Raw genomic sequence first — 18,416 nt, 5'->3', positions numbered from 1 at the left:
GCATCGCAAGGTGAAAACCGTTCATACCGTGCTGCGGTGCAGCAGGGAAACCGGTTTTGCCTGTCGTAGCGAAAGGGATTTTCGATCACCGGCCGCCGACCGCGGCCGATGGGGTCAGCTCATCCGCTTGCCCATTTCCTTGTTCAGGTAAAGCGCGCCGAGCGTGCAGACCGAACCCGACAGCAGATAGGCACCGACCGACAGCAGCCCGAAATTGCTCGAGAGCATCAGCGCAGCGAGCGGCGCGAAGCCCGCGCCGACCAGCCAGGCAAGGTCGGAGGTGAGCGCCGAGGCGGTGTAGCGGCGGGCGATCGTGAACTGCGACGCGATGACGCCCGACGACTGGCCGAAGGCGAGGCCGAGCAGGATGAAGCCGAGGATGGTGTAGATCGTCTCGCCCACGTCGCCGCCGTTGAGCAGCTGCGGCGCGAACCCGCTATAGGCGGCGATCGCCACCGCGGAGACGCCGAGCACGGTGCGGCGGCCGACCCGGTCGGCGAGGATGCCCGACGCCAGGATCGACAGGACGCCGAAGCACGCGCCGATCATCTCGATGACGAGGAAGCGGACCGGCGCCTGCTGCGTGAACAGCACGATCCACGACAGCGGATAGACGGTGACGAGGTGGAACATCGCGAAGCTGGCCAGCGGTGCGAACGCCCCGAGCAGGATCACGCGGCCCTCGTTCCGCACCGTCTCGCGGATCGAGGAGGGCTGGAGTTCGCGACTGGCGAACATCTCCTCGAACTCCGGCGTCGCGACGATGCGGAGACGGGCGAACAGCGCGACGACGTTGATCGCGAAGGCCACGAAGAACGGATAGCGCCAACCCCAGTCGAGGAAGTCGCCGGTTGTGAGTGTGGCGAGGAAGAAGGCGAACAGGCTGGCGGCGACGAACAGGCCGATCGGCGCCCCCAGCTGCGGGATCATCGCGTACCAGCCGCGCTTTCCCTCCGGCGCGTTGAGCGACAGAAGCGAGGGCAGGCCGTCCCACACCCCGCCGAGCGCGATGCCCTGACCGATGCGGAACAGGCCGAGCAGCACCGCAGCATAGGTGCCGATCGAGGCGTAGCCGGGCATGAAACCGACCGCGATGGTCGATCCGCCGAGCAGGAACAGCGCGACCGTCAGGCGCACGCTGCGGCCGTGACGGCGATCGAGCACGGAAAACAGCGCGGTGCCGATCGGTCGCGCGATGAATGCCAGGGCGAACAGCGCGAACGAATACATCGTACCCGTCAGCGCATCGACATAGGGGAAGACGAGCGACGGGAAGACGAGGACCGAGGCGATCGCATAGACGAAGAAGTCGAAGAATTCCGACGTGCGCCCGATGATGACGCCGATCGCGATCTCGCCGGGGGCGATGCCGTGACCGGCGGTATCGGAACCGCCGGAATTGTTCAGACGCGCGTCGCGTTCGAGTTGCGTCGAGTTCGACACGGTTGCTGCACTCACGGCCATGGCTCCGAATAAACGTGCGGGCACCGGACGGGCGGGCTCGCAAGGGGGGCTTATGACGACAACGCATGGGCGCGGGGATTGGACAAACTGTCCAATGTCGCAGTGCAGCGTAAGTCCCTAGCTGCGCATCGTCATGCTGGATCGTCCCCCCTCATCTTCATCGCGCGGCCTGCGGGTCGTGCTGCCGGGCACTGCCTGTCGCTGGGCCCGCCGCTGGAGCCCGCTTGCGCTGCTGGCGCTGTTGCCGGGGTGCAGCGACCTCGTCGTGCTGAGCCCGGCGGGCGACGTCGCCATGCAGCAGCGCGACGTGCTGCTGATCTCGGTCGGGCTGATGCTGCTGATCGTGGTGCCGGTGATGATCGCGACGGGCGTGTTCGCCTGGCGGTATCGCGCCGCCAACAAGGACGCGACCTACGATCCCGATTTCGATCATTCCACGATGCTGGAACTGGGCATCTGGTCCGCGCCGCTGCTGATCATCATCTTCCTCGGCGCGCTGACGTGGAGCAGCACCCACCTGCTCGATCCGTACCGCCCGATCGACCGCCTGAAGGCGGGACGGCCGATCCAGGCCGGCGTGAAGCCGCTGGAGGTGCAGGTCGTCGCGCTCGACTGGAAATGGCTGTTCATCTATCCCGAACTGGGCATCGCGACGATCAACGAACTGGCGGCGCCGGTCGATCGGCCGATCACGTTCCGCATCACCGCTGCCTCGGTGATGAATTCCTTCTACATCCCCGCGCTCGCCGGCCAGATCTATGCGATGCCGGGGATGGAGACGAAGCTGCACGCGGTGCTGAACCGGCCGGGCAATTTCGAGGGGATCGCCGCGCATTACAACGGCGCCGGCTTCTCCGACATGAAGTTCCGCATGTACGGCATGGACCAGTCCGGTTTCGACCAGTGGGTCGCGCGCGCCAAGGCTGATCCGCGCCGGCTGGACGCGGGCCTGTACCAGCGGCTGGAGAAGCCGACCGAGAAGGTGCCGGTGATCCGCTTCGCCACGGTCGAGGCCGGGCTGTTCGGCAAGATCGTCAACCGCTGCGTCGAGCCGGGCACCACCTGCATGGCCGACATGATGCAGCACGACCGGCGCGGTGGCGGCGATCCGCACAGCATGCGCCCCGGCGCGGGCAGCCCCCCGGTCAACGACAACGCCCCGCAGGACGGCGACAAGCCCAAGGGCGCGTTGCTGAAGGACCCGGATGAAAAGGGCACGTCCCCGCATCTGAGCAAGGACCGCCTGCCCGGTTCGCCCGGCAAGACCGATCCCGGCGCGTCGCGCAACCGCGACATGACTGCGCTCGACCCCCGCTTCCTCACCCTCCCCGTTCGCGCCTGAAGGCAACCGACATGGACCCCACCATCCTGAAGACCATCTTCGGCCGGCTGACGATAGAAAGCCTGCCGATCCACGAACCGATCGTCGTCGCCACCTTCGTGGCGGTGATGATCGGCGGCGTCGCCGTCTTGGGCGCGCTGACCTATTTCAAGCTCTGGGGCTTCCTGTGGAAGGAATGGTTCACCAGCGTCGACCATAAGAAGGTCGGCATCATGTATATGGTGCTGGGCATCGTGATGCTGCTGCGCGGCTTCGCCGACGCGATCATGATGCGCGGGCAGCAGGCGATCGCGTTCGGCGCGAACGAAGGCTATCTGAACGCCCACCATTATGACCAGGTGTTCACCGCCCACGGCGTGATCATGATCTTCTTCGTGGCGATGCCGCTGGTGACCGGGCTGATGAACTACGTCATCCCGCTCCAGATCGGTGCGCGCGACGTGGCGTTCCCGTACCTCAACAACTTCAGCTTCTGGATGACGGCCGCGGGCGCCGTCATCATCATGATGTCGCTGTTCATCGGCGAGTTCGCGCGGACCGGCTGGCTGGCCTTCCCGCCGCTGTCGGGGCTGGATTACAGCCCCGATGTCGGGGTCGACTACTATCTGTGGGCACTGCAGGTGGCGGGCGTCGGCACGACATTGTCCGGCATCAACCTGGTCGTGACCATCATCAAGATGCGCGCGCCCGGCATGACCATGATGAAGCTGCCGGTGTTCAGCTGGACCAGCCTGTGCACCAACATCCTGATCGTCGCGAGCTTCCCGGTGCTGACCGCGACGCTCGTCCTCCTGTCCCTCGATCGTTACGTCGGCACCAACTTCTTCACGAACCAGGCCGGCGGCAATCCGATGATGTACTTCAACCTCATCTGGATCTGGGGGCATCCGGAGGTGTACATCCTGATCCTGCCGGCATTCGGCATCTTCTCCGAAGTCACCTCGACCTTCTCGGGCAAGCGGTTGTTCGGTTATACGTCGATGGTCTACGCCACGGTGGTCATCACCATCCTGTCGTACCTCGTCTGGCTGCACCATTTCTTCACGATGGGATCGGGGGCGAGCGTCAATTCGTTCTTCGGCATCACGACGATGATCATCTCGATCCCGACGGGCGCGAAAATCTTCAACTGGCTGTTCACGATGTATCGCGGCCGCATCCAGTTCGAGCTGCCGATGCTGTGGACGGTGTCGTTCATGCTGACCTTCACGGTCGGCGGGATGACGGGCGTGCTGCTGGCGGTGCCGCCGGCCGACTTCGTGCTGCACAACTCGCTGTTCCTGGTCGCGCATTTCCACAACGTCATCATCGGCGGCGTGGTGTTCGGGGCGTTCGCGGGCATCAACTACTGGTGGCCCAAGGCGTTCGGCTACAAGCTGGACAAGAAGTGGGGCCTCGTGTCCTTCTGGTGCTGGTCGATCGGGTTCTGGGTCGCGTTCGCGCCGCTCTATGTGCTCGGCCTGATGGGCGTGACGCGGCGGCTGCGCCACTTCGACGACCCCTCGCTCCAGATCTGGTTCATCATCGCCGCGATCGGCGCCGCGATCATCGCGGTGGGGATCGGTGCCTTCCTGATGCAGATCTTCGTATCGGTGCGGAACCGCGAGGCGCTGCGCGACGTGACCGGCGATCCGTGGGGCGGCCGTACGCTGGAATGGTCGACCTCGTCGCCGCCGGCGCACTACAACTTCGCGTTCACCCCGGTGATCCACGATCTGGACGCATGGTCGGACATGAAGGCGCGTGGATACGAGCGGCCGTTGAAGGGCTATATCCCGATCCACATGCCCAAGAACACGGGCACCGGCGTGATCCTGTCGGGCATCAGCGTGGCCTTCGCGTTCGGCATGATCTGGTACATCTGGTGGCTGGCGGCGATCGCCTTTGCCGGGATCATCGCGGTGTCGATCTTCCACAGCTTCAACTACGACCGCGATTACTACATCCCGGCCGACGAGGTATCGCATGAAGAAGGCGAACGCACCCGCCGGCTGGCGGCGACGCCGGCACTCGCAGGGGGTGTGAACTGATGGCCGTCTCCACCACGATGTCCGGGCAGTCGTTACCCGATCCATCGCGCGCCGAGGCGGCGCGCGACAAGGACAACGACGCGCAGCGCAACACCTTCTTCCTGGCGGAGGAGGAATCGCACGATCACGGCGGCATGGGCGGTACCGCGCTCGGCTTCTGGATCTACCTGATGAGCGACTGCCTCATCTTCGCGGTCCTGTTCGCCACTTACGGGGTGCTTGGCACCGCCTATGCCGGCGGACCGACCCCGCGCGAGATCTTCGAACTGCCGCTGGTCGCGCTCAACACGTCGATGCTGCTGCTGTCGTCGATCACCTACGGGTTCGCGATGCTGGCGATGGAACGCGGCGCGAAGGCGCAGACGCAGGGCTGGCTGGCGATCACCGGGCTGTTCGGCCTCGCCTTCCTGTCGATCGAACTCTACGAATTCGCGACGCTGATCCACGAGGGCGCGACGCCGCAGCGGTCGGCCTTCCTGTCGTCGTTCTTCACGCTGGTCGGCACGCACGGGCTGCACGTGACGTTCGGCATCGTCTGGCTGGTCACGCTGATGACGCAGGTCGCGAAGCACGGCCTGATCCCGGAGAACAAGCGCCGGCTGATGTGCCTCAGCATGTTCTGGCATTTCCTCGACGTCGTCTGGATCGGCGTCTTCACCTTCGTCTATCTGCTGGGAGTGCTGCGATGAGCGCCGGCCCCGTGAATGTCGCTCATGATGAAGCGAACCACGACCATGATCTGCACAGCCATGGCGACACGCATGGCCACGGATCGCGCAAGAGCTACCTGATCGGCTTCGCCCTGTCGGTGGTGCTGACGGCGATCCCGTTCTGGCTGGTGATGGCGGGTCCGCTGTCCGCCGGGGTGACGGCGATGGCGATCATGGCGTTCGCCTTCGTCCAGATCGTCGTCCACATGATCTATTTCCTGCACATGGACACCAAGTCCGAGGGCGGATGGACGATGATGGCGCTGGTGTTCACCGTCGTGCTGGTCGTCATCACGCTGTCCGGCTCGATCTGGGTGATGTACCACCTGAACACCAACATGATGCCCGCCGAGGCGATGAGCGAGATGCGGTGACGAGCGGTCGGCGCCCGCTCCGCCTGGCCATCGCGCTGGGGCTGGGCGGGCTGCTGACGGTGGCGCTGCTGGCGCTGGGTATCTGGCAGGTGCAGCGCCGGGCGTGGAAGCTGGACCTGATCGCGCGGGTGGAAGCCCGCATCCATGCCGCCCCGGTCGCGCCGCCGGCGTTCGATCGCGATCCCGCCGCACTGGAATATACCCGCGTGCGGCTGACCGGCCGGTTTGTGGGCGGATCGCCGACGCTGGTGCAGGCGGTGACCGATTATGGCGGCGGTTTCTGGGCGATTCAGCCGTTGCGGACGGCGGCGGGTACGATACTCGTCAACCGTGGCTTCGTGCCCGCCGGAAAGCCGGCGCTCGCCCCCGCCGGCGAGGTGTCGCTGGTCGGGCTGATCCGGCGGAGCGAGCCGGGCGGCGGCTTCCTGCGCGCCAACGATCCCGCTGCCGGCCGCTGGTATTCACGCGACGTCGCCGCCATTGCCGCCGCACGCGGAATCGCGCCGGTCGCGCCGTGGTTCGTCGATGCGGAGGCGTCGGCCGGTAGCGGCTATCCCAAGGGCGGGTTGACGGTGGTGCAGTTCCGCAACAACCATCTGGTTTATGCGCTGACGTGGTTCACGCTGGCGGCGATGGTGGCGGGAGCGATGGCGGTGCTGATACGCGGCGAACGGCGGAAGAGCGGATGATCGACGCGCCCTGGCTGTCGCTCGCCCGCCGCGTGACGGGCGGTCCCGACCGGACGGGCGCGCGCAACATGCGCCAGCTGGTCGAACTGCGCTGGCTGGCGGTGGCGGGGCAACTGGTGACGATCCTGATCGTCGGCGGGCCGATGCGGGTGCCGTTGCCGCTGGTACCGATGCTGTCGATCGTCGGGGCGCAGGCGCTGGTCAATCTGGCCAGCGTGCCCCGGATGCGGCAGCGGACGATCGGCAACCTCGAACTGTTCGTCGCGCTGTTGTTCGATATCGTCGCGCTCACCGCGCAACTGGGACTGAGCGGCGGGGCGACCAACCCGTTCGTGTCGCTGTTCCTGTTGCAGGTGGTGCTGGCGGCGATCCTGCTGGAAGCGTGGGCGGCATGGGCGGTGGTGGCGATCACCGGGCTGTGCTTCGCGCTGCTGTCGGTCGTCCATCGTCCGTTGCGGCTGCCGCCGACGCTGGACGCCGCCAGCCTGTACATCATGGGGGCGTGGCTGTGTTTCGGCCTGATCGCCACGCTGTTGATGATGTTCGTGACGCGGATCACCCGCAACCTGCGCGCGCGCGACGCGCGGCTGGCGGATCTGCGCCAGCAGGCGGCGGAGGAGGACCATATCGTCCGCATGGGGATGCTGGCGAGCGGCGCGGCGCATGAACTGGGCACGCCGCTCGCCTCGCTGTCGGTCGCCCTGTCGGACTGGCGGCGGATGCCGGTGTTCCAGCGTCACCGCGACCTGCGCGACGAGATCGCGGAGATGCAGGGCGAGGTGGCGCGGTGCAAGGCGATCGTCACCGGCATCCTGCAATCGGCGGGCGAACCGCGCGGCGAGGCGCCCGAAGTAAGTTCCGCCCATGTCTTCCTCGACCGGGTGGTGGCGGAATGGCGCGCGACGCATGCGGGCGTACCGCTCGATTACCGGCGCGAGGCGGTGGCGGATGTCGCGATCGTCGCCGATCCGGCGCTGCGGCAGGCGATCGCCAACGTCCTCGACAATGCCGGCGAGGCGAGCCCGGAGGGCATCGAGCTGGAGGCGAGCCGCGGCGACGGGCAACTGGTGGTGGCGGTGCGCGACCGGGGGCCGGGCTTCGCGCCCGCGCTTCTCGCCGACTTCGGCAAACCCTATATCTCGACCAAGGGATCGGGGCACGGGGTCGGCCTGTTCCTGGCGGTGAACGTGGTGCGCAAGCTGGGCGGCCGGGCGGAGGCCGCCAATCGCGCGGATGGCGGCGCGGTGGTGACGCTGACGCTGCCGCTGTCGACGATCGGCATGACGGGAGAGGGATGATGACGCAGACGCAGGCGCCGACACTGGTGATCGTGGAGGACGATCAGGTCTTCGCGCGCACGCTCCGGCGCTCGTTCGAGCGGCGCGGCTATACCGTGTCGGTGGCGAACGGACCGGACGAACTGGCGGTGCTGCTGGCGGCGGGCGGTTTCGGCCATGCGGTGGTCGACCTGAAACTGGGCACCGCCTCCGGCCTGGAATGCGTGCAGACGCTGCACGCGCACGATCCGGCGATGCTGATCGTGGTGCTGACCGGCTTCGCCAGCATCTCCACCGCGGTAGAGGCGATCAAGCTGGGCGCCTGCCATTACCTCGCCAAGCCGGCCAACACCGACGATATCGAGGCGGCGTTCGGCAAGGCGGGCGGCGGCGACACCTCCGCCCCGATCAGCGCACGGCCGAGTTCGATCAAGACGGTGGAATGGGAGCATATCAACGAGGCGCTGGCCGCGACGGGGTTCAACATCTCGGAGACGGCACGGCGGCTGGGGATGCACCGGCGGACGCTGGCGCGGAAGCTGGAGAAGCGGCAGGTGAATTAGGGGGGCGATGGCCCACCGAGTTGGCAGGCGGAAAGGTGGCTTTGTCGATGCCAGCGTCAATAACTGGTGCTGCCGCCTCTCCCGGAAGGATCGGATTTTGGGAATCGGACGTGCTTCCCAGTCCGGGCCTTATCCCCCGATAATCCCTGTAAGCTCCACCTCGGAGCCGTCGTTTATAACGCGGCCTTTCACAATGCCGCTTACCAGCACCTTGGACTCCGCCTCAATATGCAGATCGCCGTTGACAATGCCCTTCACTTCAAGGTTTGATCCGCGTCTTACGCGCGCATCTCCATCGACAATGCCCTTGAAAACGCTGCTGTTTGGAAGCTCTTGCACATCAATTTTCATGTATGTCCTCCGCATTATTTGGAAGTTGAGCCTCGGTAGCTACTTTGCCGCAGGATCAATTCGGGATCGTTCCACTTCAACATATCACGAATAGCGCGATGCTTGTCCGTCGCAGCTGCGTAGTATGCCGTCCAGATACGCATGCCTACCCAGTAACCGGTTTCACTAGGCCAACCGGGCGGCGCTGATTTATAATTGTGCAGCCATCTATTGACCGCCTTAACTGCATCGGCAGGCGGATTTTCTTGAACAGTCGCAAGGCTTACGGGCATGTCTTTTTGAAACTGATCCCATAGCATTCCCTCACGCTGAGATGCCCAACTCGCCCTGTCCGGCTCGGGTACTTCTCCCGTCACCAAGGCGGCAATGAAGTCCGCCGCTCCTTCAATAAGAGCTTCACCCAACAGGGGGGATTTCTCAACTCCCGATATATCCTGTTGGAAGGTATGAACGGTTTCGTGCGCGAAGAAGCGACGAAGCGCCGTCCTGAAGCCTACGGCTGAAGGATTTTCCGCGCATAGAACCTCAAGTCCGATGACCTGAGCGCCGGGGCCTGCGGTGCCACCGGAATTACCGGCTCCTATCACTACATAGATGTGTGGGAGCGGCTGATCGGGCAGCAATCCATGCAAGGCGAGGTAGATCGCCCGAAGATCGGCCGTGGCCTCCTTTACGCGGGGAAGACACTCATGAACCGCTCGACTGTACAAGGCTGGGTCGGCGCTGACCTTGTTGGCGAGACGGGCCGCATCACCAATCCGGCCGGGCATAAAGACCGACACGCCATACGAGGCATTATTCAGATACCCCTTTTGAATATCGGACACCGTTGGCCGCCCATTCGTAGTGGACAACACTTTCGCGAAACGCTCAACGTCCTCGATGTGTATCGTGATATTCAGCGGATCGGCGCTCGCGGGCGCACCTAATCCGGCTGACGGCGGTATAGCATTGGCTGTCTGCGCATTTGCGAATGAAGGCTCACACACCGGGGCTAGGAGTAGCGCAGCGGCTCGACACATAAGTTTGATGGGCATTTCCGCTCCGCATGATCGCCCGAAGTGATATGCCTGTGTAATACAGTCGTCAACGGATGGTTATAACCGCGACGGCATCATCCGCTTCTCGGCCATTTCCTATTAGGAACCCCTAGCGGGACAGTCATCCCAGCGATCGCACCGATGGCCGTTCGGGACATCCGTTTTCCCGAAATCTGTTCCCGATCGGCCTTTCCCGAAATTTCCGTGCTGAAATGGAAAAACGGGAACGGTCACGCTTGCTGAATGGCTCTGCCTTCAGGATCGTGGATGGCCGGCTGGCGCGTTCGGCAATGGGCGACAGCGCAATGCCGCTCGTCTGTCCGCGATCAATGAAGCCCCCCTCTGACGGGGAGGGGGGCCTTCCCGTCACGCCGCGAACTGGTTCATCGTGTTGTGGGCGCCGCCGGCCTTCAGTGCCGCTTCGCCTGCGAAATAGTCCTTGTGGTCGTCGCCCAGGTCGCTGCCCGACATGTTCTGGTGGCGGACGCAGGCGATGCCTTCGCGGATTTCGGTGCGCTGGACGCCCTTCACATAGCCCAGCATCCCCGCTTCGCCGAAATAGTCGCGGGCGAGATGATCGGTCGACAGCGCGGCGGTGTGATAGGTCGGCAGGGTGATGAGGTGGTGGAAGATGCCGGCGCGCGCCGCCGCATCCCGCTGGAAGGTGCGGATGCGCTCGTCCGCCTCGATGCCGAGCGGCGTGGCGTCGTAATCGACCGACATCAGGCGGGTGCGATCATAGCCGGACACGTCCTCGCCCGCCGCGGCCCATGCATCGAACACCTGTTGGCGGAAATTGAGCGTCCAGTTGAAGCTGGGGCTGTTGTTGTAGACCAGCTTCGCGTTCGGGATCACCGCGCGGATGCGGTCGACCATGCCGGCGATCTGCTCGATATGCGGCTTCTCCGTCTCGATCCACAACAGGTCGGCGCCGTGCCGGAGCGCGGTAATGCAGTCGAGCACGCAGCGATCCTCGCCCGTCCCCTCGCGGAAGCGGTAGAGGTTGGAGGGCAAGCGCTTCGGGCGGAGCAGGCGACCATGGCGGCTGATGACGACGTCGCCGTTGCCGATCCGCGCGGGATCGATCTCGTCGCCATCGAGGAAGGCGTTGTACTGGTCGCCGAGATCGCCCGACTCACGCGACCAGGCGATCTGCTTGGTCAGCCCGGCGCCCAGCGAGTCGGTGCGCGCGACGATGATGCCGTCGTCGACGCCCAGTTCGAGAAAGGCGTAGCGGCAGGCACGGATCTTGGCGAGGAAGTCCTCGTGCGGGACGGTGACCTTGCCGTCCTGATGGCCGCACTGCTTTTCGTCGGACACCTGATTCTCGATCTGGAGCGCGCAGGCGCCCGCCTCGATCATCTTGCGCGCCAGCAGGTACGTCGCCTCGGCATTGCCGAAGCCGGCGTCGATATCGGCGATGACCGGCACGACATGGGTTTCGTGGCCGTCGATCGCGTTCAGCAGCCGCTGTTCCTCGATCGCGTTGCCCGCGTCGCGCGCATGATCGAGATCGCGGAACATCATGCCCAGTTCGCGGGCGTCCGCCTGACGGAGGAAGGTGTAGAGTTCCTCGATCAGTGCGGGCACGCTGGTCTTCTCGTGCATCGACTGGTCGGGCAGGGGGCCGAACTGCGACCGCAGCGCGGCGACCATCCAGCCCGACAGATAGAGGTAGCGGCGGTCGGTGGTGCCGAAATGCTTCTTGATGCTGATGATCTTCTGCTGTGCGATGAAGCCGTGCCAGCAGCCCAGCGACTGGGTGTAGGCGGCCGGATCCGCATCATAGGCGGCCATGTCGCGGCGCATGATCGCGGCGGTATGGCGCGCAATGTCGAGCCCGGTGCGGAACCGGTTCTGCGCCTGCATCCGCGCGACCGCGCCGGCATCGATGCCGGCCCAGGCGTCACCATGGCGGCGGACGAGCCGGTCGGCGGCGGTGATGCGATCCTGATAGGTCATGTCCCTGATCCTCTGGCGTCCGGGCAGGCGGAAACATCCGCCGGCGCGTCATCCACGCCGGCGGAGTTCCTTTCCTCCCCAGGAAAGTTGTCGTGCCGTCAGCCGAGCCGACCGAGGCGATGGTAGAGATTGGCGAACTTGACCGACTTCGGGTCGTCCGCGACCTTGCGGAGGTAGTCGGCGACCGCCTCCTTCATCAGGCCGAAATCCTCGGTCGAAAACACGGCGCGGCTGCGGGTCGGCTCCTTGGTCATCCTGTCCTCCATCATCCCCCACCATGTCGGCGGGCGTCGCTGTAAGGATGGGATGCGGCATTCCCCACGGAGACGGAATGGAATATCGGATTGATTCGGGTCTGGTCGTGGTCGATCCGGTGTCAAAACCTGTCATGTTGTAAATCGTTGACAACCGCGTCATGCTACCGGTCGAAGGAGACGGGCGGTGGCGGAGCGCAAGCTGCTGGCGGGGCAGCCGGTCAGGCGGTTGCGACGACAGGCGGGGCTGACCCAGGCGGCGATGGCCGAGATGCTGGGTGTATCGCCCAGTTACCTGAACCTCGTCGAGCGCAATCATCGCCCCTTGTCGACGACGCTGCTGGTACGGCTGGCGGAGAAGTTCGATTTCGATCCGCGCACGCTGGCGGATGGCGAGCCGGGCGGCGGCACGGCGGCGATGCGGCGGCGGCTGGCCGACCCGCTGTTCGCCGATCTGGAGATCGATCGCGGCGAGGTGGACGAATGGCTGGCGGCGGCGCCGGGCGGGGCGGAGGCGTTCGCGCGGCTGTTCGACCAGGCGGGGGGCGACCATGCCGCGCCGCTGCCCGCCAGCGATCCGATGGGCGAGGTGCAGCGTGAGGTCGAACGCTGGCGCAATCATTTCGCCGATCTGGACGCGGGCGCGGAGGTGCTGGCGGACGAATTGCGACTGGTGGGCGCCGACCTGTACGGCGCGATCGTCGAGCGGTTGCGAGTAAAGCACGGCCTGTCGATCCGGGTACTGCCGGTCGACGTGATGTCCGACGTGGTGCGCCGGATCGACCTGCACGCCCGGCAACTGCAGTTGAGCGAGACGCTGGACGCGGCCGGGCGGACCTTCGCCGTGGCCTATCAGCTGGCGGCGATCGAGATGCGCGGCGAGATCGAGGCGGTGGCACGCGGCGCCGGCTTTGCCGAACGCACCGCCGAGCGGCTGTTCCGCCGCCACCTGTCGAGTTATGCCGCGGCGGCGATCGTGATGCCCTATGCCCGGTTCCTGCGCGCGTGCGAGGCGAGCGGTTACGATCTCGACCTGCTCGGCCACCGGTTCGGGGTGGGGTTCGAGCCGCTGGCCCACCGGCTGACGACGTTGCAGCGCGTCGGCGCACGGGGCCTGGCCTTCTTCATGATCCGGATCGATCCGGCCGGGCAGGTGTCGAAACGCCATGCCGGGGCGAGCGGCGCGGCGATGGTGACGGCGGAGGGCCGATGCCCGTTGTGGCGGGTCCACCATGTCGGCGCGCGGCCGGGCGAGACGGTGGCGCAACTGGTCGAACTGGAGGACGGTGCGCGCTGGCTGACGATCCAGCGCGCCGTCAGTCCGCGGGGTTGGGGCGGAGTGGAGGGTCGGTTCGCGATCGGGCTGGGGGTGGCGGCGGCACAGGCGGGTAGCCTGGCGATCGCGCGCGGGATCGATCTGGGCGGACGGGCGACGCCGATCGGGCTGGGCTGTCGTGCGTGCCACCGCCCGGCGTGCCGGCAGCGATCGCATCCGCCGATCGGACGGGCGCTGATCGTGAACGAGCGCGAACGGCATGTCCCGGCGCTCCACTTCGTCGGCGACTGAAACCCGCATGACCTATCGCCCGTTGGGTGGCGATGGAGCAGATGATCGACGACCTGATCGACCGGTGGCGCGCGCAACCGCCGGTCGAGGAATTTCCGGCCGCCCGGATCGACGACCTGCGCGACGCCGGCCTGCTGACGGCGTTCCGCACCGTCGCGGCCGGAGAGGAGACGACCGGCTTCGTGCGGGTGCTGCGCCGGATCGGGGGCGCCGACCTGAGTCTGGGGCGGCTGTACGAGGGGCACGTCAATGCGGTGCAACTGGTCCATGCCTATGGCTCCGACGCGCAACGGGCGACGCTGACACGCGATCTGGCGGCCGGATGTCTGATGGGGGTGTGGAACACCGAACCGTCACCGGGCATGAAGGTGACGCGCAGCGGTGATGGCGCGGTGCTGGACGGGGCGAAGGTGTTCGCGTCGGGGGCGGGCCGGCTGGACCGGGTGCTCATCACCGCCCGCGACGACGACGGCGCGAAGCAGATGATCCTCGCCGATGTGGCGGGGATGACGGACCGGGCGGACAATCGCCGCTGGGCCGTGCGCGGAATGCGCGGGACGATGAGCGGACGGTTCGACTTCACCGGCATGACCGTGCCGGCGGATGCACTGATCGGCGGTGCGGGCGATTACGAGCACGAGCCGCGGTTCAGCGCGGGGGCGTGGCGCTTCACGGCGGTGCAACTGGGCGCGGTGGCGGCGCTGGTGCGGCTGTTGCGCGATCATCTGGTGACGACGGGCAAGGGCGACGACCCGGTGCAGCGCCTGCGCTTCGGCCGATGCGTGGCGACGACGCGCAGCGCGGGCATGTGGGTGGAGCGCGCGGCGCAACTCGCACAGGGTGAGGCGGCGGACGCGATCCCGTTCGTGCTGATGACGCGCGGGATCGTCGAGGAGGCGGGGCTGGTGGTGATGGAGGCGGCGGCGCGCGGCGTCGGCACCGCTTCGTTCTTCGACGGCGATCCGATCGACCGCATTACCCGCGATCTGGGGCTGTATCTGCGCCAGCCGGTGCCCGATCAGGCGCGCGACCGGGCGGCGGCGGCGTGGCTGGAAGCCGACTGCTGGGGTGCGGACCCATGGTGGTGAAGGCGTGGTCATGACCCGGCGCGAACGATCGATCGACGGCGAATGGTTCGAGCAACTGTACCGCGAACAGGGCGATCCCTGGGGGTTCGAGACCAGCCCCTATGAACAGGCCAAATATGCCGAGACGCTCGCGGCACTGCCGGCGACGCGATATGGCGATGCGCTGGAGGTGGGATGCGCGAACGGGGTGTTGACCGCGTTGCTCGCCCCGCGCTGCGACCGGTTGCTCGCGGTCGATCCGTCGCCGACCGCGCTGGCGGCGGCGCGGGCGCGGTGCCGCGACTTGCCGCAGGTCCGGCTCGAGGAACGCAGCCTGCCCGCGCAGGCGCCGGCCGGGACGTTCGACCTGATCCTGCTGTCCGAGGTGATCTATTACTGGGACGGTGGCGATCTGGCGCGGATGGCGGCGTATCTGCGGCGCGCGCTGCGGTCAGGCGGGGACCTGTTGCTGGTCCACTGGACGGGGGATACCGATTATCCCAAGTCCGGAGACGATGCCGTCACCGAACTCCGCGGCCTGTTCGGCGACGCGGTGGTCGAGCGGCGGGGCGACCGGCACGACCGGTATCGGCTCGACCTGTGGCGTCGCGTCTGACCGGTGCAGGCGGATCAGCCGCTGCGCCTCCGCCAGCGTGGCGGGCAGGGTGGCGAAGCTGAGCCGGTCGGCGGCCACCGCCAGATCGGGATCAAGCGCGACGGGCAGGCGGTACGTGTCGTGGAGCGGCGCGTCCTCGTTCTGCGCGACCCAGCCGGCGACGGTATCCGCCATCCCGCCGGGCGCGCGACCATCGAGCCGGCACGATGTGGCGACGCGCACGTCGACCGGGTGGCGGACATGGCCGCCGGCGGCGCGGATACGGTCGAACAAGGCGCGATCCTCGGCCAGCGACGGGGTCGGCGCGCCGCCGATGCGGCGGTACAGGCCATGGGTCAGCGCGATGCTGGCACCGCCCTCGTAATAATGGCGGGGCCACGGCTCCACCCCCGGATCGCGGACGGCGCGGAGATAATCGAGCGCGGTATAGTAGCGACCGAGCAGATCGAGCCGGCGATGCCCGGTCGCGCCGGTGGCTATGCGTTCCGCCCGGATCGTTACCGCGCGGCCCGCCACCGCATCGGCCTCCGTCAGGCAGGCGGCGTTGCGGACCAGCCAGTCGGGCGCGACCAGCGTATCGGCGTCGGTCGACAGCAACAGGTCGTCGTCCGCGACCAGCAGGTCGGCGGCGACATCGAAGGCGAGCCGGCGCGCCCAGCCGGCATGGCGGTATCCCGGCAGCAGCGAAACCGCGCGCCACACCAGCGTCGCATGGCGCAGGCGGGTGTCGCGAAGAATGGCGACGCTGCGGTCGCGGCACTGGTTGGCGAGCGCGACGATCGTGACCGGCCCGCGCGATCCCCATGCCGCCGCCGCCCGGTCGAGCGCGGCGAGGCAAGCGGGCAGGCGCTCTTCCTCGTCCCGCACCGGAATGGCGACCGCGACTCGGCGGGCGGGGACGTGGTCCGGTCGGGTGGCGGGGGGCATGGCGGGAGCTAAACACTTCAATCCACAGCAAACAAGAACGTGGATCAGTCGGGACGAACGGACCGGCGCGCATTTTGCCCTGGATGGGGAAACCGGATGTTAACCGGTCGCTCACCATAAACCGGGCGTTAACCACGCCGGAGTATCGACAAGCCCACTCCCGATACGCCGGTTTTGGCGTCGAAATGCATCATCGCGGCGTGATTTGCCCCGCATGGCGGGTGAATCGTGCCTGCGTTTACGTTCCCCTAACCCTGGCGGGTGCACATCGATCGACATGATCGGTGGGAGACGCATGACATGGCGGTGACGGCCAAGCTCTATCGCGAGCAGGACGAGCGGATCGCCGATCGTCAGACGGTGAACCTGGGCGCGACGCTGCGCCGTGACGACCAGCGTCCCGTCGACATCCAGGTCGACGACCTGTCGGCGACCGGTTTCCGGATGCTGTCCGACGAACCGATCGCGATCGACGCGACGGTGTCGGTCGGGATCGCCGGGCTGGGACGGCATACCGCCCGCGTGGTGCGGCGCGACGGCCAGCATTATGGCTGCCGCTTCGTCGTGCCGCTGGCGATCGATGCGGTCGACGTCACCACCCCGGCGCAGACGATCGTGCGCGCCGAATTCGGCACCGTCGCCGCGCCTGCCAGCACCTGGCGCGACGCGGGGCTGGAAGAACCGCCGCTCGACGCGGTGGAACTGCGCATCCGCCAGTTTCGCGGACCGATCATCGTCGCCGGGCTGCTGCTGCCGTGGCTGCTGGTCGGGGCGGCGCTGGCGGCCCTGGCCTAGGCCGATGGACGGCTCAGTAGAGCCATTTGTCCCACTGACCGGTCACGCGCCAGCCCCCGGATACGCGTTCCACGGCATAGGTGGTGCCCCAGTGATCGGCGGTGACGGTGACGAAGCCGATCGCATCGTTGCGGGCGATCTGCGACAAGGTGAAGGTGCGCTCGCACCCGCGGAAGCGGTTGAGCAGCCACCAGCGCACCGCCATTCCCGGCGGGGCGAGATCGTCGCCGACGACATGATCGGTCGATCGGTCCGCCAGCGACAGTGCACGGGCCGCGGCGTCGAGCCGCAACTGCGCCGCGCGCGGCAGGGCGGGGGCCGGCGTCTCCGGCTCGCGGATACGCAACCGGTCGCGGCCGACCGCATCCTCGAACAACTGCTGCCCCTTTACGCGCGGCGCGGCGCCCAGCGGCGCCGGCGACCGCCACGGTCGCTCGTCGGGTTCGGTGGTCATCCGCATGGTGCGGAAGATCGCCAGCGCCGTGCCGCGCGGGCGGGCATCGACACACAGGCCCGGCGCGGCCGGTGCGCGATCGGACTGGAGCAGCGCGAGCACCGCGCGGACGATCGCGGCATCCTGTGCTGCGGGGGCGGGTGCGCAACCGGCGAGCAGCCCGGCCGTGACGAGCGCCGCCACGACCGGGGCGGCGGCGGTGCGGCGGCCGTTCGGCGGTGCGCCCCGCAGGCGCGCATGACGATGATAAACGCTGGTGAGGAAACCTGACATGACCCTATCCCCTTCGACGCTGGCCCTGCACGAACGTCGATTTCAGGCCGTGGTCGTGGGTGGTCTGGTCACCGTGTTCGCAATCGTCGCGCTGGCCCCGCATACCGAGCGGGCCCTGTTTGAGGAAGGGCGTCTGCCGTCCGCCTTCGCGGCGGTGGTGACCGATCCGGCCGCGCCACCGCTGCGCCGGTTCGGAACCATGAAGCCCGAAGCGTTCGCGCGCGCCTTTCGCATCGGTCGTCCGGCAGATGCACGTCCCCCCCTTCGGACCGTGCTGCCTGACCTGATCCCGGCCGCTGCCGGTCAGTCGTCCGCGTTCCTGGTATCGGCGGACGAGGTTGCGCTGCTGTCCGTCGTCGATGGCGGCGCGTTGGGACCACAGGGTAATCTGGACGGATTCCGGCAAATGTCGTTCACGTCGGGGATCGGGTCGGGATCGGGGATCGAGTCAGGATCGGGGACCATCGGCACCGGCGTGGATTCGCTCGATCCGGCCGGCCTCAATCCGCCCGTCAATGCGACCGATCCGGTGTCGCCGATCCCCGAACCGGCGTCGTGGATCATGATCCTGTCCGGCATGGCGCTGATCGGCTTCTTCGTGCGGCGCGCGCGGATCGGGATCGGCGCGGTCGCCTGAGTCGCGATAGCGGATTTGTGGGGA

At 66.9% G+C, this 18,416-nt stretch carries 18 protein-coding genes; 12 read left to right on the top strand and 6 right to left on the bottom strand.

Annotated features, from left to right (window positions below):
* Positions 1-114: 114 nt before the first annotated feature.
* Entirely contained in the window at positions 115-1,464 is a 1,350-nt protein-coding gene (locus tag ABD719_RS08360; protein WP_425567137.1) for an MFS transporter, read from the bottom strand.
* 133 nt (positions 1,465-1,597) lie between these two features.
* Between ABD719_RS08360 and cyoA the strand changes: the two genes are divergently transcribed.
* From cyoA to ABD719_RS08325, 7 genes are read left to right on the top strand one after another with little or no spacing between them, the layout of a single operon-like run.
* Entirely contained in the window at positions 1,598-2,806 is a 1,209-nt protein-coding gene (gene cyoA / locus ABD719_RS08355; RefSeq protein ID WP_344692885.1) for a ubiquinol oxidase subunit II, read from the top strand.
* 11 nt (positions 2,807-2,817) lie between these two features.
* The gene (gene cyoB / locus ABD719_RS08350; RefSeq protein ID WP_344692884.1) at positions 2,818-4,836 is read left to right on the top strand and encodes a cytochrome o ubiquinol oxidase subunit I; all 2,019 of its coding nucleotides are present in this window, start codon (positions 2,818-2,820) and stop codon (positions 4,834-4,836) included.
* Complete coding sequence (cyoC, locus tag ABD719_RS08345) at positions 4,836-5,525, top strand: cytochrome o ubiquinol oxidase subunit III (protein ID WP_425567136.1); 690 nt, start codon at positions 4,836-4,838, stop codon at positions 5,523-5,525. Before cyoB ends, cyoC begins: the two co-directional genes overlap by 1 nt.
* On the top strand, positions 5,522-5,920 hold the full coding sequence (cyoD, locus tag ABD719_RS08340) for a cytochrome o ubiquinol oxidase subunit IV (protein ID WP_344692883.1): 399 nt from the start codon (positions 5,522-5,524) through the stop codon (positions 5,918-5,920). The genes cyoC and cyoD overlap by 4 nt, the downstream gene beginning before the upstream one ends.
* Positions 5,917-6,609, top strand: a complete 693-nt coding sequence (locus ABD719_RS08335; RefSeq protein ID WP_425567134.1) for an SURF1 family protein — start codon at positions 5,917-5,919, stop codon at positions 6,607-6,609. Before cyoD ends, ABD719_RS08335 begins: the two co-directional genes overlap by 4 nt.
* Positions 6,606-7,907, top strand: coding sequence for an ATP-binding protein (locus tag ABD719_RS08330; RefSeq protein WP_344692882.1), 1,302 nt, complete (start codon positions 6,606-6,608; stop codon positions 7,905-7,907). Before ABD719_RS08335 ends, ABD719_RS08330 begins: the two co-directional genes overlap by 4 nt.
* On the top strand, positions 7,904-8,449 hold the full coding sequence (locus tag ABD719_RS08325) for a response regulator transcription factor (protein ID WP_425567133.1): 546 nt from the start codon (positions 7,904-7,906) through the stop codon (positions 8,447-8,449). Before ABD719_RS08330 ends, ABD719_RS08325 begins: the two co-directional genes overlap by 4 nt.
* Before the next feature lie 129 nt (positions 8,450-8,578).
* Here ABD719_RS08325 and ABD719_RS08320 read toward each other — a convergent pair whose 3' ends face one another.
* From ABD719_RS08320 to ABD719_RS08305, 4 genes are all read right to left on the bottom strand, one after another.
* Positions 8,579-8,800 (bottom strand): hypothetical protein, encoded by a 222-nt coding sequence (locus ABD719_RS08320; RefSeq protein ID WP_344692880.1) that lies wholly within the window; start codon positions 8,798-8,800, stop codon positions 8,579-8,581.
* A gap of 14 nt (positions 8,801-8,814) precedes the next feature.
* Positions 8,815-9,822 (bottom strand): gliding motility protein GldB-related protein, encoded by a 1,008-nt coding sequence (locus tag ABD719_RS08315; protein ID WP_486387611.1) that lies wholly within the window; start codon positions 9,820-9,822, stop codon positions 8,815-8,817.
* A gap of 384 nt (positions 9,823-10,206) precedes the next feature.
* Complete coding sequence (locus ABD719_RS08310; protein WP_344692878.1) at positions 10,207-11,802, bottom strand: isocitrate lyase; 1,596 nt, start codon at positions 11,800-11,802, stop codon at positions 10,207-10,209.
* 98 nt (positions 11,803-11,900) lie between these two features.
* Positions 11,901-12,056: a hypothetical protein gene (locus ABD719_RS08305; RefSeq protein WP_192128335.1), complete on the bottom strand. Its 156-nt coding sequence runs from the start codon at positions 12,054-12,056 to the stop codon at positions 11,901-11,903.
* A 187-nt stretch (positions 12,057-12,243) separates the two neighbouring features.
* Between ABD719_RS08305 and ABD719_RS08300 the strand changes: the two genes are divergently transcribed.
* The 4 genes from ABD719_RS08300 to ABD719_RS08280 all read left to right on the top strand — a co-directional run bounded on the left by ABD719_RS08300 (position 12,244) and on the right by ABD719_RS08280 (position 17,028).
* Positions 12,244-13,623, top strand: coding sequence for a helix-turn-helix domain-containing protein (locus ABD719_RS08300; protein ID WP_344692877.1), 1,380 nt, complete (start codon positions 12,244-12,246; stop codon positions 13,621-13,623).
* Between the two features lie 41 nt (positions 13,624-13,664).
* Positions 13,665-14,711, top strand: a complete 1,047-nt coding sequence (locus ABD719_RS08295; protein WP_344692876.1) for an acyl-CoA dehydrogenase — start codon at positions 13,665-13,667, stop codon at positions 14,709-14,711.
* Between the two features lie 10 nt (positions 14,712-14,721).
* Complete coding sequence (locus ABD719_RS08290; RefSeq protein ID WP_344692875.1) at positions 14,722-15,306, top strand: class I SAM-dependent DNA methyltransferase; 585 nt, start codon at positions 14,722-14,724, stop codon at positions 15,304-15,306.
* Between the two features lie 1,227 nt (positions 15,307-16,533).
* Positions 16,534-17,028, top strand: coding sequence for a PilZ domain-containing protein (locus ABD719_RS08280; RefSeq protein ID WP_192128349.1), 495 nt, complete (start codon positions 16,534-16,536; stop codon positions 17,026-17,028).
* A 13-nt stretch (positions 17,029-17,041) separates the two neighbouring features.
* On the opposite strand, the gene ABD719_RS08275 is transcribed toward ABD719_RS08280, so the two are convergent.
* Positions 17,042-17,755, bottom strand: a complete 714-nt coding sequence (locus ABD719_RS08275; RefSeq protein ID WP_344692874.1) for a hypothetical protein — start codon at positions 17,753-17,755, stop codon at positions 17,042-17,044.
* Here ABD719_RS08275 and ABD719_RS08270 point away from each other — a divergent pair.
* On the top strand, positions 17,754-18,392 hold the full coding sequence (locus ABD719_RS08270; RefSeq protein ID WP_344692873.1) for a PEP-CTERM sorting domain-containing protein: 639 nt from the start codon (positions 17,754-17,756) through the stop codon (positions 18,390-18,392). The two genes, ABD719_RS08275 and ABD719_RS08270, sit on opposite strands and share 2 nt — an antisense overlap.
* Positions 18,393-18,416 lie beyond the last annotated feature (24 nt).

The sequence above is a fragment of the Sphingomonas cynarae genome (assembly GCF_039537815.1).
GTDB classification, from domain to species: Bacteria; Pseudomonadota; Alphaproteobacteria; order Sphingomonadales; family Sphingomonadaceae; genus Sphingomonas; species Sphingomonas cynarae.
Note: the sequence above shows the minus strand (reverse complement) of the source record. Positions and strands in the feature narration are given on the sequence as shown.